This is a genomic window from Pseudomonas vanderleydeniana, from assembly GCF_014268755.2.
GTDB lineage: Bacteria > Pseudomonadota > Gammaproteobacteria > Pseudomonadales > Pseudomonadaceae > Aquipseudomonas > Aquipseudomonas vanderleydeniana.
Genome location: NZ_CP077093.1, coordinates 5,769,889 through 5,785,000, shown reverse-complemented (window position 1 = coordinate 5,785,000; position 15,112 = coordinate 5,769,889). Strand labels below are relative to the sequence as shown.

13 protein-coding genes and 2 rRNA genes (1 of these 15 cut by a window edge) are annotated in these 15,112 nt (G+C 59.2%); 11 read left to right on the top strand and 4 right to left on the bottom strand.

What is annotated here, in order from left to right:
- From HU752_RS25955 to HU752_RS25930, 6 genes are all read left to right on the top strand, one after another.
- Nucleotides 1-2,700: ribosomal RNA gene (locus HU752_RS25955) — 23S ribosomal RNA — on the top strand; it begins 191 nt to the left of the window's first position.
- 148 nt (nucleotides 2,701-2,848) lie between these two features.
- Nucleotides 2,849-2,964, top strand: a 5S ribosomal RNA gene (gene rrf / locus HU752_RS25950).
- A 534-nt stretch (nucleotides 2,965-3,498) separates the two neighbouring features.
- Nucleotides 3,499-5,103, top strand: coding sequence for a tetratricopeptide repeat-containing response regulator (locus tag HU752_RS25945; protein ID WP_186685081.1), 1,605 nt, complete (start codon nucleotides 3,499-3,501; stop codon nucleotides 5,101-5,103).
- Nucleotides 5,100-5,792, top strand: coding sequence for a sensor histidine kinase (locus tag HU752_RS25940; protein WP_186685083.1), 693 nt, complete (start codon nucleotides 5,100-5,102; stop codon nucleotides 5,790-5,792). The genes HU752_RS25945 and HU752_RS25940 overlap by 4 nt, the downstream gene beginning before the upstream one ends.
- Before the next feature lie 201 nt (nucleotides 5,793-5,993).
- The gene (locus tag HU752_RS25935; RefSeq protein WP_186685266.1) at nucleotides 5,994-7,235 is read left to right on the top strand and encodes a glutamine synthetase family protein; all 1,242 of its coding nucleotides are present in this window, start codon (nucleotides 5,994-5,996) and stop codon (nucleotides 7,233-7,235) included.
- 71 nt (nucleotides 7,236-7,306) lie between these two features.
- The gene (locus tag HU752_RS25930; protein ID WP_186685085.1) at nucleotides 7,307-8,671 is read left to right on the top strand and encodes an MFS transporter; all 1,365 of its coding nucleotides are present in this window, start codon (nucleotides 7,307-7,309) and stop codon (nucleotides 8,669-8,671) included.
- 72 nt (nucleotides 8,672-8,743) lie between these two features.
- On the opposite strand, the gene HU752_RS25925 is transcribed toward HU752_RS25930, so the two are convergent.
- From HU752_RS25925 to flgA, 4 genes are all read right to left on the bottom strand, one after another.
- Nucleotides 8,744-9,487 (bottom strand): flagellar brake protein, encoded by a 744-nt coding sequence (locus tag HU752_RS25925; protein ID WP_186685087.1) that lies wholly within the window; start codon nucleotides 9,485-9,487, stop codon nucleotides 8,744-8,746.
- Between the two features lie 95 nt (nucleotides 9,488-9,582).
- A complete protein-coding gene (locus HU752_RS25920; protein WP_186685088.1) occupies nucleotides 9,583-10,050 on the bottom strand; it encodes a flagella synthesis protein FlgN in 468 nt (155 codons plus the stop codon).
- A 48-nt stretch (nucleotides 10,051-10,098) separates the two neighbouring features.
- Nucleotides 10,099-10,419, bottom strand: coding sequence for a flagellar biosynthesis anti-sigma factor FlgM (gene flgM / locus HU752_RS25915; protein ID WP_186685096.1), 321 nt, complete (start codon nucleotides 10,417-10,419; stop codon nucleotides 10,099-10,101).
- A 169-nt stretch (nucleotides 10,420-10,588) separates the two neighbouring features.
- Nucleotides 10,589-11,350: a flagellar basal body P-ring formation chaperone FlgA gene (gene flgA, locus HU752_RS25910; RefSeq protein ID WP_186685098.1), complete on the bottom strand. Its 762-nt coding sequence runs from the start codon at nucleotides 11,348-11,350 to the stop codon at nucleotides 10,589-10,591.
- Nucleotides 11,351-11,430: 80 nt separating this feature from the next.
- Between flgA and HU752_RS25905 the strand changes: the two genes are divergently transcribed.
- From HU752_RS25905 to HU752_RS25885, 5 genes are all read left to right on the top strand, one after another.
- Nucleotides 11,431-12,357 carry a chemotaxis protein CheV gene (locus HU752_RS25905; RefSeq protein ID WP_017903243.1) on the top strand — a complete coding sequence of 309 codons (927 nt, stop codon included), beginning with the start codon at nucleotides 11,431-11,433 and terminating at the stop codon, nucleotides 12,355-12,357.
- Between the two features lie 53 nt (nucleotides 12,358-12,410).
- Nucleotides 12,411-13,238, top strand: a complete 828-nt coding sequence (gene cheR, locus HU752_RS25900) for a protein-glutamate O-methyltransferase CheR (RefSeq protein WP_186685100.1) — start codon at nucleotides 12,411-12,413, stop codon at nucleotides 13,236-13,238.
- A gap of 237 nt (nucleotides 13,239-13,475) precedes the next feature.
- Nucleotides 13,476-13,886 (top strand): flagellar basal body rod protein FlgB, encoded by a 411-nt coding sequence (gene flgB, locus HU752_RS25895; RefSeq protein ID WP_186685102.1) that lies wholly within the window; start codon nucleotides 13,476-13,478, stop codon nucleotides 13,884-13,886.
- A 3-nt stretch (nucleotides 13,887-13,889) separates the two neighbouring features.
- Nucleotides 13,890-14,333 (top strand): flagellar basal body rod protein FlgC, encoded by a 444-nt coding sequence (flgC, locus tag HU752_RS25890; protein WP_186685104.1) that lies wholly within the window; start codon nucleotides 13,890-13,892, stop codon nucleotides 14,331-14,333.
- Nucleotides 14,334-14,348: 15 nt separating this feature from the next.
- A complete protein-coding gene (locus HU752_RS25885; RefSeq protein ID WP_054057122.1) occupies nucleotides 14,349-15,089 on the top strand; it encodes a flagellar hook assembly protein FlgD in 741 nt (246 codons plus the stop codon).
- The last annotated feature ends 23 nt before the right edge of the window (nucleotides 15,090-15,112 follow it).

Genomic DNA, 15,112 nt, shown 5'->3' with positions numbered 1-15,112 from the left:
CTGAAACATCTAAGTACCCTGAGGAAAAGAAATCAACCGAGATTCCCTTAGTAGTGGCGAGCGAACGGGGACCAGCCCTTAAGTGGCTTTGAGATTAGCGGAACGCTCTGGAAAGTGCGGCCATAGTGGGTGATAGCCCTGTACGCGAAAGTCTCTTAGTCATGAAATCGAGTAGGACGGGGCACGAGAAACCTTGTCTGAATATGGGGGGACCATCCTCCAAGGCTAAATACTACTGACTGACCGATAGTGAACTAGTACCGTGAGGGAAAGGCGAAAAGAACCCCGGAGAGGGGAGTGAAATAGATCCTGAAACCGTATGCGTACAAGCAGTGGGAGCAGACTTTGTTCTGTGACTGCGTACCTTTTGTATAATGGGTCAGCGACTTATATTCAGTGGCGAGCTTAACCGAATAGGGGAGGCGTAGCGAAAGCGAGTCTTAATAGGGCGCTTAGTCGCTGGGTATAGACCCGAAACCGGGCGATCTATCCATGGGCAGGTTGAAGGTTAGGTAACACTGACTGGAGGACCGAACCGACTACCGTTGAAAAGTTAGCGGATGACCTGTGGATCGGAGTGAAAGGCTAATCAAGCTCGGAGATAGCTGGTTCTCCTCGAAAGCTATTTAGGTAGCGCCTCACGTATCACTCCAGGGGGTAGAGCACTGTTTCGGCTAGGGGGTCATCCCGACTTACCAAACCGATGCAAACTCCGAATACCTGGAAGTGCCGAGCGTGGGAGACACACGGCGGGTGCTAACGTCCGTCGTGAAAAGGGAAACAACCCAGACCGTCAGCTAAGGTCCCAAAGTCATGGTTAAGTGGGAAACGATGTGGGAAGGCTTAGACAGCTAGGAGGTTGGCTTAGAAGCAGCCACCCTTTAAAGAAAGCGTAATAGCTCACTAGTCGAGTCGGCCTGCGCGGAAGATGTAACGGGGCTCAAACCATGCACCGAAGCTACGGGTATCACGTAAGTGATGCGGTAGAGGAGCGTTCTGTAAGCCTGTGAAGGTGAGTTGAGAAGCTTGCTGGAGGTATCAGAAGTGCGAATGCTGACATGAGTAACGACAATGGGTGTGAAAAACACCCACGCCGAAAGACCAAGGTTTCCTGCGCAACGTTAATCGACGCAGGGTTAGTCGGTCCCTAAGGCGAGGCTGAAAAGCGTAGTCGATGGAAAACAGGTTAATATTCCTGTACTTCTGGTTATTGCGATGGAGGGACGGAGAAGGCTAGGCCAGCTTGGCGTTGGTTGTCCAAGTTTAAGGTGGTAGGCTGAGATCTTAGGTAAATCCGGGATCTTAAGGCCGAGAGCTGATGACGAGTGTCCTTTAGGACGCGAAGTGGTTGATGCCATGCTTCCAAGAAAAGCTTCTAAGCTTCAGATAACCAGGAACCGTACCCCAAACCGACACAGGTGGTTAGGTAGAGAATACCAAGGCGCTTGAGAGAACTCGGGTGAAGGAACTAGGCAAAATGGCACCGTAACTTCGGGAGAAGGTGCGCCGGTGAGGGTGAAGGACTTGCTCCGTAAGCCCATGCCGGTCGAAGATACCAGGCCGCTGCGACTGTTTATTAAAAACACAGCACTCTGCAAACACGAAAGTGGACGTATAGGGTGTGACGCCTGCCCGGTGCCGGAAGGTTAATTGATGGGGTTAGCGAAAGCGAAGCTCTTGATCGAAGCCCCGGTAAACGGCGGCCGTAACTATAACGGTCCTAAGGTAGCGAAATTCCTTGTCGGGTAAGTTCCGACCTGCACGAATGGCGTAACGATGGCGGCGCTGTCTCCACCCGAGACTCAGTGAAATTGAAATCGCTGTGAAGATGCAGTGTATCCGCGGCTAGACGGAAAGACCCCGTGAACCTTTACTATAGCTTTGCACTGGACTTTGAATTTGCTTGTGTAGGATAGGTGGGAGGCTTTGAAGCGTGAACGCCAGTTTGCGTGGAGCCATTCTTGAAATACCACCCTGGCAACTTTGAGGTTCTAACTCAGGTCCGTTATCCGGATCGAGGACAGTGTATGGTGGGTAGTTTGACTGGGGCGGTCTCCTCCTAAAGAGTAACGGAGGAGTACGAAGGTGCGCTCAGACCGGTCGGAAATCGGTCGCAGAGTATAAAGGCAAAAGCGCGCTTGACTGCGAGACAGACACGTCGAGCAGGTACGAAAGTAGGTCTTAGTGATCCGGTGGTTCTGTATGGAAGGGCCATCGCTCAACGGATAAAAGGTACTCCGGGGATAACAGGCTGATACCGCCCAAGAGTTCATATCGACGGCGGTGTTTGGCACCTCGATGTCGGCTCATCACATCCTGGGGCTGAAGCCGGTCCCAAGGGTATGGCTGTTCGCCATTTAAAGTGGTACGCGAGCTGGGTTTAGAACGTCGTGAGACAGTTCGGTCCCTATCTGCCGTGGACGTTTGAGATTTGAGAGGGGCTGCTCCTAGTACGAGAGGACCGGAGTGGACGAACCTCTGGTGTTCCGGTTGTCACGCCAGTGGCATTGCCGGGTAGCTATGTTCGGAAAAGATAACCGCTGAAAGCATCTAAGCGGGAAACTTGCCTCAAGATGAGATCTCACTGGAACCTTGAGTTCCCTGAAGGGCCGTCGAAGACTACGACGTTGATAGGTGGGGTGTGTAAGCGCTGTGAGGCGTTGAGCTAACCCATACTAATTGCCCGTGAGGCTTGACCATATAACACCCAAGCAATTTGCGAAACGAAGCAGATTGCGGTGTATGAAGACGAAGTGAACCGAAAGTTTGCCACGCACAAAGCACCGAAGACTGTCACATACCCGATTCGCTGGAGCGTTGTCCAAACAACGAGCCGGCTACAGAATTTCTTGACGACCATAGAGCATTGGAACCACCTGATCCCATCCCGAACTCAGAAGTGAAACGATGCATCGCCGATGGTAGTGTGGGGTTTCCCCATGTGAGAGTAGGTCATCGTCAAGATTAAATTCCGAAACCCCAATTGCGAAAGCAGTTGGGGTTTTGTCTTTTCTGGCGTTCGGAAGCGGACGCACAGCGTCCTGGGATGCATTCCCACGCAGAGCGTGGGAACGATCGGGGGCCGGGAGCCTGGGGATCTTCATTGATCGTTCCCACGCTCCGCGTGGGAATGCATCCCCCGACGCTCCGCGTCACCGCCCCCCCCCCAATCGGCATAAGCACTTAATTCCGCACATCGACCCTCAGGTTTGGCCAGCTGCGGGCGATACCCTGACTAGCGATCGTTGTGGTTGGCGCACGGCCCCTGTGCCTTGCGTTGATCCTGGAGCCTCTTAATAGAAGGCACCGCCTGCACATCAGCTACCCTTGGGTTGAATATCAGGCCTGGGCGACTCAACGAGATGACAGGTTGGTGTAAAATCGGTTAGTGGCAGTTTGCCCTTAGTTATTATCTGTTCGCGAGAGCGACAGTGAAGTTGGGTCCGTGCTGATAATGGCTTTCGGGCCCTTCTTCTATTTCCCATGACAGGAATCTCGATGCTGGCGTATCACCAAAAAAGCTTTCTGATCGTCGACGATTTCTCCGATTTTCGCAGTTCAGTCAGGTCCATGCTGCGGGAGTTGGGCGTCAAGGAAGTGGACACCGCCGACACCGGAGAACAGGCCCTGCGCATGTGCGCGCAGAAGCGCTACGACTTCATCCTGCACGATTACCACCTCGGCGATGGACGCAAGAACGGCCAGCAGGTACTCGAAGACCTGATGATGGACAAGCTGATCAGCCACGAAAGCATTTTCGTCATGGTCACCGCCGAAAGCAGCCAAGCCATGGTTCTCAGTGCCCTGGAGCACGAGCCCGATGCCTATCTGACCAAGCCGTTCAACCGTGCCAGCCTGGCCCAGCGCCTGGAGAAACTGGTCCAGCGCAAGAACCTGCTCAAGCCGATCATGCAGGCGCTCGACCGCGGCAAGCCGGCCGAAGTGCTGGCGGCCTGTACCCGACTCACCCAGCAGGACACCCGTTTTGCACCACTGTGCCTGCGTTACCGCGCCGATGCGATGCGGGCCCTGGGCCAGAACGAGCCACTGGAGCGCTTTCTCAATGGCATCCTGAGTGATCGCCCGCTGCCCTGGGCATACGCCATGCTCGGGCAGCTGCTCTACAAGCGTGGCCAGATCACTCAGGCCAAGGAACTGTACGAAACTGCACTCAAGGCCTTTCCCATGATGCCGGCGCTCTACGACGGACTGGCCGACGTGCTGGTCCAGCAGGGCGAAACCCGGCGCGCCCAGAGTGTCCTGGAGGAGGCTGTACGCCTGTCGCCACTGGCGGTGCGTCGCCAGTCGTTGCTGGGTAAGCTGGCCATGGCCAACGAGGACTTCGAAGGGGCCTCCCGAGCCTATCGCCAGGCCGTCGCCCAGGGCGAGCAATCGCGCTACAAGGACCCGGAAAGCAACCTGGGCCTGGCCCATGCCCTGATCAGCAAGGGCAGCGAGCGCGGCCTGGACACGCGTACGCGCCTGGAGATCAACCAGACGCTCAGCACGGTCGCCAAGGAAAACGCCAACGATCCCGGGCTGCAGATTCGTGCCCGGTTGATGAAAGCCACCAGCCTGCTGCTCAACGATGCCGAAACCGCCGACAAGCTCACCGAGCAGGCGATGGCGCGTCTCGAAGGCATGGAAAACTTCATGAGCGCCGACGCCGCCCTGCTGGTTGCCAAGCAGTTGCAGCAACTGGGGCAGGCTGAGGCCGGCGCCTCGATGCTCAAGAACTGCGTGGAAATCTACGGTGACGATCCGACCGTGATGAAGGGTATCGCCAAGCTGACCGACGATCCGGAGATCCTTGGCAGCGGCAAGGCTGCGATCGACCTCAACGTCCAGGGGGTTCGCAGCTACAAAGGTGGCAACCTGGAGGAAGCGCAGGAGCTGTTCCGCAAGGCGCTGGCCTTGCAGCCAAAGAACATCAGTATCGCCCTCAATGCCGCGCAGGCCCTGCTGGTGACTGCGCAGAAGACTTCCGATCCGGCGATCCTCGAAGAGTGCCGGGCTTGCCTGAAGATGGTCGGCAAGATGCCCGACAGCGACCCACGTTATGAGAGGTATCAGAAATTGCGCAGCCGGGCGTTTGGCGAATGAGTGACAAGGATCAGGGGCTCGACTTCTCCACGGTGATCGCCTCGACCGTCCACGACATGAAGAACTCGCTGGCGATGCTGATACAGGCCCACGGCCAGTGGCAGAGCCAGTTGCCCGAGGCGCAACGGGACAATCCCGAGCGCGCGGTGATCGAATACGAGTTCACTCACCTCAACAGCATGCTCGTGCAACTGCTGGGCCTGTACAAGCTGGGCGTCAACCAGTTGCCGCTGCGCCCGGACTATCACGACATGGACGACTTCATCGGCGCGCAGCTGGCCTGTCGCCAGGAAGTCCTGAACAGCCGCGGTATCGTTGCCAGCTATGAGGTCGACGACTTCAGCCCGCTGGGTTTCTTCGATCGCGAGCTGGTGGGGTCGGTGGTAGGCAACATCGTCACCAATGCCATTCGTTTTGCCTGTCATGCATTGCTGATCAATGTGCGTGAGGAAAACGAGCAACTGGTCCTGAGTATCAACGATGATGGTCCCGGTTTCCCTGCGCAGATGCTCGAGCGCCAGTCGGACTACGTCCAGGGTATCAATTCGGCGACCGGCAGCACCGGCCTGGGCTTGTACTTCGCCGCCCGGATTGCCGCCCTGCATGAACGCAATGGCGTGCGCGGACGCATCGAACTGAGCAACGGTGGTCCCCTGGGGGGCGCCTTGTTCAATCTCTATCTGCCCTGAATCAGGCTTTTTCCTCGTCCCTGCTTGAAATCCCGAACAGCTGGTGCGTATTTTGTACGGGCCGCCATTCGCGGCCTCTACAACAACAAGGATTGAGTCATGACGACCGATGGCCAGAGCTCGCTCGCGCAGCGATTGACCGGCATTGATGAGATTGAATGTGTCACGCCCGACCTCAATGGCGTACCACGCGGCAAGGTGATGACCGCCGAGGGTTTCCTCGAGGGGCGGCGTCTGCAATTGGCCCGTGGCGTACTGTTGCAGTGCATCATGGGGGGTTACCCACCGGCGCGTTTCTACGGCAGCGATGACGGCGACCTCGCCCTCGTCGCCGACCCGCAGCAAATTCATCGCCTGCCGTGGAGCCAACAGCCCCGGGCGTTGGCGATCTGCGATGCCGATGAACTGGCAGGCGGCAGTTCCAGCTTGTCCACCCGTGGCCAGCTCAAGGCGGTCATGGCCCGCTATGCTGCACGCGGCCTGGCACCGGTGGTGGCGACCGAGCTGGAGTTCTTCGTCTTTGCCCCCAATACCGATCCGACCCAGCCATTCCAGCCGCCTGTCGGCCTGGACGGGCGCCGTGAGGACGGTCACTCGGCCTTCAGCGTCAGTTCCAACAACGGGCTGCGTCCGTTCTTCAATGAAGTCTACGCCTGCATGGCGGCGCTCGGCTTGCCGCGCGATACCTTCATGCACGAGATGGGTGTCAGCCAATTCGAAATCAACCTGCTGCATGGCGATCCGCTGCTGCTGGCCGACCAGACGTTCCTGTTCAAGCACCTGCTCAAGGAAGTGGCGCTCAAGCACGGCCTGACCGTGGTCTGCATGGCCAAGCCGCTGGCGAAGACGCCGGGCAGTTCGATGCACATTCACCAGAGCGTGGTGGAGATCGACGGCGGGAAGAATGCCTTCAGTGATGCTGCTGGCGAGCCGACGGCGATGTTCCGTCATTTCATCGGCGGGCAGCAGGCCTGCATGGCGGACTTCACCGCGCTGTTTGCGCCGAACGTCAATTCCTACCAGCGCCTGTGCCATCCCTACGCGTCGCCGAACAATGCCTGCTGGTCCCATGACAACCGGGCGGCGGGCTTGCGTATTCCGGCCAGCTCGCCCGTGGCGCGGCGGGTGGAGAACCGCCTGCCGGGAGCGGACGCCAACCCCTACCTGGCGATTGCCGCCAGCCTGGCTGCGGGCCTGTATGGCATCGAGCATCAGCTGGAGCCGACACCGGCCATCCAGGGTGAGTTCGAGGTACCGGACGCGCTGTCGCTGCCCTGCACGCTGCACGCGGCCCTGGAGCGCCTCAAGCGCAGCCAGTTGGCGAGGGAATTGTTCGGCAACGAGTTCATCGAAGGCTACCTCGCTTCGAAGACCATGGAACTGACCAGCTTCCTCGATGAAATCAGCCCCTGGGAGCGCCGTGTCCTGGCGGCCCAGGCTTAGACGTAGACCCCGCATTCGGGCTATCTTCCGGATAGCCCGAAACCTCATTTCAAGAGCTGCCAGGAACGTCAATGCGCCAAATCTGGAAATCCTTTAGAGCGCTGTATTTCGCCTCGCTGATGATGCTGATCGGCTCGGGCCTTCTGAGCACTTACCTGGCCCTGCGCCTGGCCGCCGATCACGTCGACGGCCTGTGGGTGGGCGCCCTGATGGCGGCCAACTACTTCGGTCTGGTACTGGGCGGCAAGATCGGTCACCGGCTGATCGCCCGGGTCGGGCATATTCGTGCCTATGCGACGTGTGCCGGGATCGTCGGGGCGGCGGTGCTGGGCCATGGCCTGGTCAACTGGCTGCCGGCCTGGCTGTTCCTGCGGATGATCGTCGGCCTTGGCATGATGTGCCAGTACATGGTCATCGAGAGCTGGCTCAACGAGCAGGCCGAAGCCAAGCAGCGTGGCGTGGTCTTCAGTGGCTACATGATCGCGTCCTACCTTGGCCTGGTGCTCGGGCAACTGATCCTGGTCATGCACCCGGCCCTCGGGCCCGAGCTGCTGATGCTGGTCGCGCTGTGCTTCGCCCTGTGTCTGGTGCCGGTGGCCATGACCCGGCGGATTCACCCAGCACCCCTGCACCCGGCGCCGCTGGAGCCGCTGTTCTTCATGAAGCGCGTGCCGCAGTCGCTGACCACGGTACTGGGGGCCGGGATCATCGTCGGCTCGTTCTATGGTCTGGCGCCGCTGTACGCGTCCCAGCAGGGGCTTACCACCGAGCTGGTCGGTCTGTTCATGGGGTGCTGCATCTTTGCCGGTTTCCTGGTGCAGTGGCCCCTGGGCTGGCTTTCCGATCGTTATGACCGGGCGGTGCTGATTCGCAGCGTTGCCCTGTTGCTGATGTTGGCCTCCCTGCCTTTGGCGATTTTCACGGCCGCACCGCTGGAAGTGCTGTTCGCCTCCGGGTTCGTGGTGTCGCTGCTGCAGTTCTGCCTGTATCCGCTGGCAGTGGCGTTCTCCAATGACCATATCGAGGGCGATCGCCGTGTCTCGCTGACGGCCATGCTGCTGATGACCTATGGCATTGGCGCGAGCATCGGGCCGCTGGTGGCGGGTGTGCTGATGAAGCTCTTCGGCAGCCATATGCTCTATGCGTTCTTCAGCTTCTTCGCACTGATCCTGGTGTTGCGCATCCGGCCTAAGGCCGTGACCAACCTGCATCAGGTCGAGGATGCGCCCTTGCAGCACGTGGTCATGCCGGAGGCGATGTCGCCCCTTGGTGCGGCGCTCGATCCACGGGTCGACGAGCAGGTGGTCCTGGACCAGATGTGCACCAACTCCGTCTCGCCGGCAGCAGAAGCCGAGGTGAAGCCTGGGGAAGCGGCAGAGGTCGTGGCCGATATCGATGAGTCGGACCCTGAGCCGGCGCATAAGTCGAGCAACTGAGCCGGTAGATAAAAAAAACGGGCCACCTGATGAGGGTGGCCCGTTTTTCATGGGCGCGGAATGGCGCCGAACTCAGTAGTCGTCGTCCTTGTCGAAACGCCGTGCTTCACGTTGCAACTGGTAGACGAAGCGCTCGACCTGGCGCTGTACCAGGCCGCTCATGTTGTGGAAGCGTACGCCTGCGAAGGTGGTGTTGATCCTTTCTTCGAAGTGCAGGTGGCGCAGCTCGACAGGGGCGGTCATCGGGCCGAAGGGCAGGGCGGCGATGAAGCGCTCGTAGACCTGGCCCAATTGCAGGCGGTCGGAAATATCGCCCTCGAAGCGCAGCTTGCAGCCGCTGGCGGAAATGTCCAGCAGCTTGCCGTTGACCGGTGCCTTGAGCTTGTCGCCACCGAGTTCGATGTTCACCAGGGCGGTGAGTTTCAGGGCTGCACGGAAAGCATTGCGACGCTGGTGGTAGACCACTTCCTCGGGCATTGCCCCGCGGTAGCAACCGTTGGTCTCGTCAACGGTCATCGGCTGTGGCTGTTCCCAGGTGATGCGGACGCCTTCGTGGAAGCCTTCTACGCGAAACGGTTCGCCCGCAGCCAGGAAGCGTTCGCCGTCGCGCGGCATCATTTCGTCCAGGGCCAGCGTGCCGGCGTCGCGATCGACATCGATCACAAAACTCTGGAAGCGCTGGCTGCGTTCGTGGAACGTGATGATCAACGGGTCATGGCTATCCTGCAGCATCCGCAGGTTGGCGGAAATTTCCAGAGGTGTGGTTAGCACCTTAGGTGGCTGCGGAGCATCGTCCGCGCTTGGGGCATTGGACACGGTTCATCAATCTCCAGACAAAATACGACTACACGCAAAGCCAGCATTTTGCCAGCATGATACGCGCCTTGGATAGAGCGCGCAGCAGTTCGGGGTCAAGCCTGACTCAGCGGGCGCGGCTTCGCAACCCTCGCCGTCGAGCCGCGGGCATCATAAAGTGCGGGAGGCTCGCCGCCGGTCAGGATCTTCAACTGATTTGCGGTCGTTGCTTGCTGAACCTGGATGTTGCGCCCATTGAGTTCGTTGGCTGCCTGGCAATCAGCCAGGAGGCGGGTGAGTTCCTCGCTCTGGCTCAGCAGTTCACCGCCCACGCTCGACTGTGCGGCCAGTTGTTCCAGGCCGGAGTGGTTGGTAGGCAGGTTGAGGCTGGCGAGAATCTGGCTGCGTTTGCGGCCATGCTGTTCCAGCAGAATGATCAACGCTTGTTTACGCGCCAGAATATTTTCCAGCTCGACCATGTCGCGACCATGGAGCGCCAGTGATTCGGCGCGCAGCAGCTCAAGCAGATCTTGAGCTGGAGCAAAATCATCGGTGATCAGTTGCAGTAGATTGGTGTCGTGCATGGCTGGCCTTGGGTTTTAAGCGTCCAAAAGCCTCGCGCCGGCAGGGGCCTAGCGCTGGGCTTCGAAGTTGAGCAGTTTGCTGGCGACGCGGTTGCTGTCGACCTGGTAGCTGCCATCAGCGATTGCCTGCTTCAACTCGGCCACGCGGGCGCTGTTGACTACAGGCTGCTGCTGCAGCTTGTCAGTGATCTTTTGCAACTGCTGAGCCTCATTGCTGAGGTGTACCGATTCCCCGCTCTGGCCGACCGATTCGGTCTGGCTGTTCACCGCCGCGGACTTGCCGGTGCTATCGGCTTCCTTGTTGGCGCTGGTGCGCGTGCTGCCTGTCAATGACGGGGCGTTATTCAAACGACTGAAATCGATGACCATGATAAAAAACCTCTGGGTATTTGGACGCTTGCCTTGTTTTCGGCCATACCCGGAAAAACTTTAGCCTCATCTGAAAATGAGTCTGCATCTCGGCTGTAGCCCTGTCTGGGCCACAGTTTAGGAAAAGTGGCGGCTTGGCGCCAGTGATCTACGAGGCGGTTTCATCTCTCTATAGCGCCACCTCTACCTGGCCGGGCGCGGTGACGCGAGCCTTGATGACCCGCTGTGAATTGAGGTTCTTGATGCGGATCTGTTCGTTAAGGCCGCCATTGGACAGGGCCTCGCCCGGCATCTTCACCACCAGGCCGCCGCTCGTCGCACTGATGACCACCTGATCGCCCTTGCGCACCACCTCCGCCTGTTCCAGGTGGACCAGGGTGACGACCTGGTCCATGACCATTGGTCGGACAAGTTTCTGTCCGATGGCCTGGTCCGGGGACGTCAGGAAGCCCTGGTTGATCAGGCTGATGTCCCTCTCACGCAACGCGACGTCACCCGGCTCGATGATCCCGGCGCGCTTGAGCGGACGAGTGGTCACCACCACGTCGCGGAACAGTTTGACCTGGGCCGGCACGAACACGGTCCAGGGCGAACTGCCTTCGCAGCGGATCTTCACGGTGACCCGGCCAATCGGGGTCGCCGGGCTTTCCAGGCTGGCTGTCAATTCCTTGTCGCAAGCGGCCATGCGCAGGCGCGGATCGAGCTGGTTGACCTGGATCTCGTAGCGTCCTTCGGTTTGACTGGTAGCCAGATAGTCTTCTACCGTGAATTCAAGAAAGCCTTGGGTCACGCCGATAAGCTGGTCAGGCAGGGTCGCCGATTCCGCAAGGGCAGGGTTGCCGGGGTTCAGGCAGCATAAAACCGACACCACCGCGAGCAATCTGCGGTACTGTGATGTCAGGCGTCGAAAAAATGTCGTTTGTGCTTTCATAACGGTATAAAAAGCAAGGCCCGTGCCGTTTGTTCCTGAATGGACGTCGGATCGTGAAGCTTTGAGCAGAGAGGGCAGTCATGGCTGGTGTGATGGATTCGGTGAACCAGCGTACGCAACTGGTTGGGCAGAATCGCCTGGAGCTGCTGTTGTTCCGTCTCGACGGGCAGCAGCTCTACGGGATCAACGTATTCAAGGTTCGCGAGGTGCTGCAATGCCCCAAGCTGACCTTGATGCCCAAGTCCAACCCGGTGGTGTGCGGTGTGGCGAACATTCGTGGGGCAACCATTCCGATCCTTGATCTGGCGATGGCCACGGGTGCCGGTGCACTCAAGGATCAGAGTAATCCGTTCGTGATCATTACGGAGTACAACACCAAGACCCAGGGTTTCCTGGTGAAGTCGGTGGAGCGCATCGTCAACATGAACTGGGAAGAGATCCACCCGCCACCCAAGGGGACCGGGCGCGACCACTACCTGACGGCGGTGACGCGGATCGACAACCAGTTGGTGGAAATCATTGACGTGGAGAAGATCCTCGCCGAGGTTTCGCCCATGTCCGAGTCGGTTTCCCTCGGCGTGGTGGATGTCGAGACGCAAACCAAGGCAGTGTCCTTGCGGGTGCTCACGGTCGACGATTCGTCGGTGGCGCGCAAGCAGGTCACGCGTTGCCTGCAGACGGTCGGCGTCGAGGTGGTGGCGTTGAATGACGGCCGGCAGGCGCTGGATTACCTGCGCAAGCTGGTCGACGAGGGCAAGAAGCCGGAGGAGGAATTCCTGATGATGATCTCCGACATTGAAATGCCCGAGATGGACGGCTATACCCTCACTGCTGAGATTCGCAGCGATCCGCGCATGCAAAAGCTGCACATCACTCTGCATACTTCCCTGTCAGGGGTGTTCAACCAGGCGATGGTGAAGAAGGTCGGTGCCGATGACTTCCTTGCCAAGTTCCGACCTGATGACCTGGCGGCCCGGGTGGTTGACCGGATCAAGGCTGCAGGATAACAGCCGGGGACCCAAGGTCCCTGGCGGTACAGACGATTTAAGAGGCGGCATCATTGTCTACGGGTAATTTGGATTTCGAACAGTTCCGGGTCTTCCTGGAAAAGGCCTGTGGCATTCTGCTCGGTGAAAACAAGCAATATCTGGTTTCCAGCCGTCTCAACAAGCTGATGGAGCAGAATGGCATCAAATCCCTGGGCGAGCTGGTCCAGAAGATTCAGGCCCAGCCACGCAGCGGGTTGCGTGAGCAGGTGGTGGATGCCATGACGACCAACGAAACCCTGTGGTTTCGTGACACCTATCCGTTTGAGGTGCTCAAGAGCAAGGTATTGCCGGAAGCGATCAAGGCCAGTCCCGGGCAGCGCCTGCGGATCTGGTCGGCCGCTTGTTCGTCGGGGCAGGAGCCTTACTCGATCTCGATGTCGATCGACGAGTTCGAGCGGACCAACATCGGCCAGTTGAAGGCCGGTGCGCAAATTGTCGCCACCGACCTCTCGGGGCAGATGCTGACCAACTGCAAGACCGGCGAGTATGACAGCCTGGCGATTGGTCGCGGCCTGTCGCCCGACCGCCTGCAACGTTATTTCGACACCAAGGGGCCGGGCCGCTGGGCGGTCAAGGCGCCGATCCGCAGTCGGGTCGAGTTCCGTTCGTTCAACCTGCTGGACAGCTATGCCAGCCTGGGCAAGTTCGACATCGTGTTTTGCCGCAACGTGCTGATCTACTTCTCCGCCGAGGTGAAGAAGGACATCCTCCTGCGTATCCATGGCAGCCTCAAGCCGGGTGGCTACCTGTTCCTGGGGGCATCCGAAGCCCTCAACGGCCTGCCGGATCACTACCAGATGGTGCAGTGCAGCCCGGGAATCATCTACAAGGCCAAATAGCCAACGATTCGACACCCCAGCGGGAGCCCAGAAGGCTCCCGCTTTTTTTTGCCGCCGCTGTTGCCGCTTTGCTGGCGCGCAGCGGAAATGGCTTGCCGCTTTTCTGGCATTGCCGGCGGCAGCCGCCCGGCAAGGCCTTGATTTACGGGGCTTGGAAAAAGTGGCATGGGGCTTGCTATAGCTCTGGCAACGAAAAGCCTGTTCCGCCGATCAGGCCAACTCTCGAAGGTTTCCGACATGAGCATCAGTTTCGACAAAGCGCTCGGTATCCATGAACAGGCCCTGAGCTTCCGTGCCCAGCGTGCCGAAGTCCTGGCCAACAACATCGCCAACGCCGATACCCCGAACTACAAGGCGCGGGACATGGACTTCTCCTCCGTGCTCGCCGAGCAGAGCGAAAAAGCCAAGAATAACGGCACCTTCGCCCTGAACACGACCAACAGCCGCCACATCGAAGCCCAGGGCATGAGCAGCGGCGACGCGGCGTTGCAGTACCGCACACCGATGCAGCCGTCGATCGACCAGAACACCGTGGATGCGCAGATCGAACAATCGAACTATGCGCAGAACGCGGTCGACTTCCAGGCCAGCTTCACCCTGCTCAACAGTAAATTCAAAGGGCTGGTATCGGCCCTGCGTGGAGAGTAAGCCATGTCCCTCGCCAGCGTTTTCAACATTGCCGGTAGCGGCATGAGTGCCCAGACCACTCGCCTGAACACCGTCGCCAGTAACATCGCCAACGCCGAGACCGTCTCGTCGAGCATCGACAAGACCTATCGCGCCCGTCATCCGGTGTTCGCCACCATGTTCCAGAACGGCCAGGCTGGCGGCAGCGACTCGCTGTTCCAGGACCAGAACGCGGCCGGCCAGGGCGTGCAGGTACTGGGTGTGGTGGAAGACCAGAGCAATCTGGAAGCTCGCTACGAGCCGAACCATCCGGCGGCTGACGCCAAGGGTTATGTCTACTACCCGAACGTCAACGTGGTCGAGGAAATGGCCGACATGATCTCCGCCAGCCGTTCGTTCCAGACCAACGCGGAAATGATGAACACCGCCAAGACCATGATGCAGAAGGTCCTGACCCTCGGTCAGTGATAAGGGGCGACAGACATGAGCGTTACCGACTCCACCAGCACCTCTTCGACTCTGAACGACATTCTTGCGGCGTCCAACGCCAAGCTGACGAACAAGACCAGTACCGACTCGCTGGGTAATGCCATCAGCAGCGCATCCGGGGGCCAGACCCTGGGCAAGGACGCGTTCCTGAAGCTGCTGGTGACCCAACTGAAAAACCAGAACCCGCTGGACCCGCAGGACAACAGCGCCTTCGTTGCGCAGTTGGCCCAGTTCAGCAGCCTGGAAGGCATCACTACGCTCAACAGCAGTGTCAACAACATTGCCAGCGCGTTCCAGTCGTCCCAGGCGCTGCAGGCCTCGTCGCTGGTCGGTCGTTCGGTCATCGTGCCGACCGGCAAGGCGGTGGTCGATACCAGCAAGAGCTTTACCGGCACCGCGGTCGTTACCGGTGCCACCGACAAAACCACGCTCAAGATCAGCGACTCCACCGGGAAAGTGGTCCGTACCATCGACCTGGGGGCCCAGACCGCGGCCGGTAACGTGCCCTTCGTCTGGGATGGCAAGGATGACTCCGGGACCCTGCTGTCCAGTGGCACCTACAGCTTCAGTGCGACCGCCAACCTCAAGGGCTCTGCGGACTCGACGGCGCTGGTCACCAACCTGCCGGCCACCGTCAGCAGCGTGAGCCTGTCGCAGAACGGCGGTGAAATGATGCTCAACCTGGCGGGCGTGGGCAGTATCGCTCTGTCCAAAGTCCAGACCATTGGCCTGTAAGAGCCGACCAACGCGAAACAAAG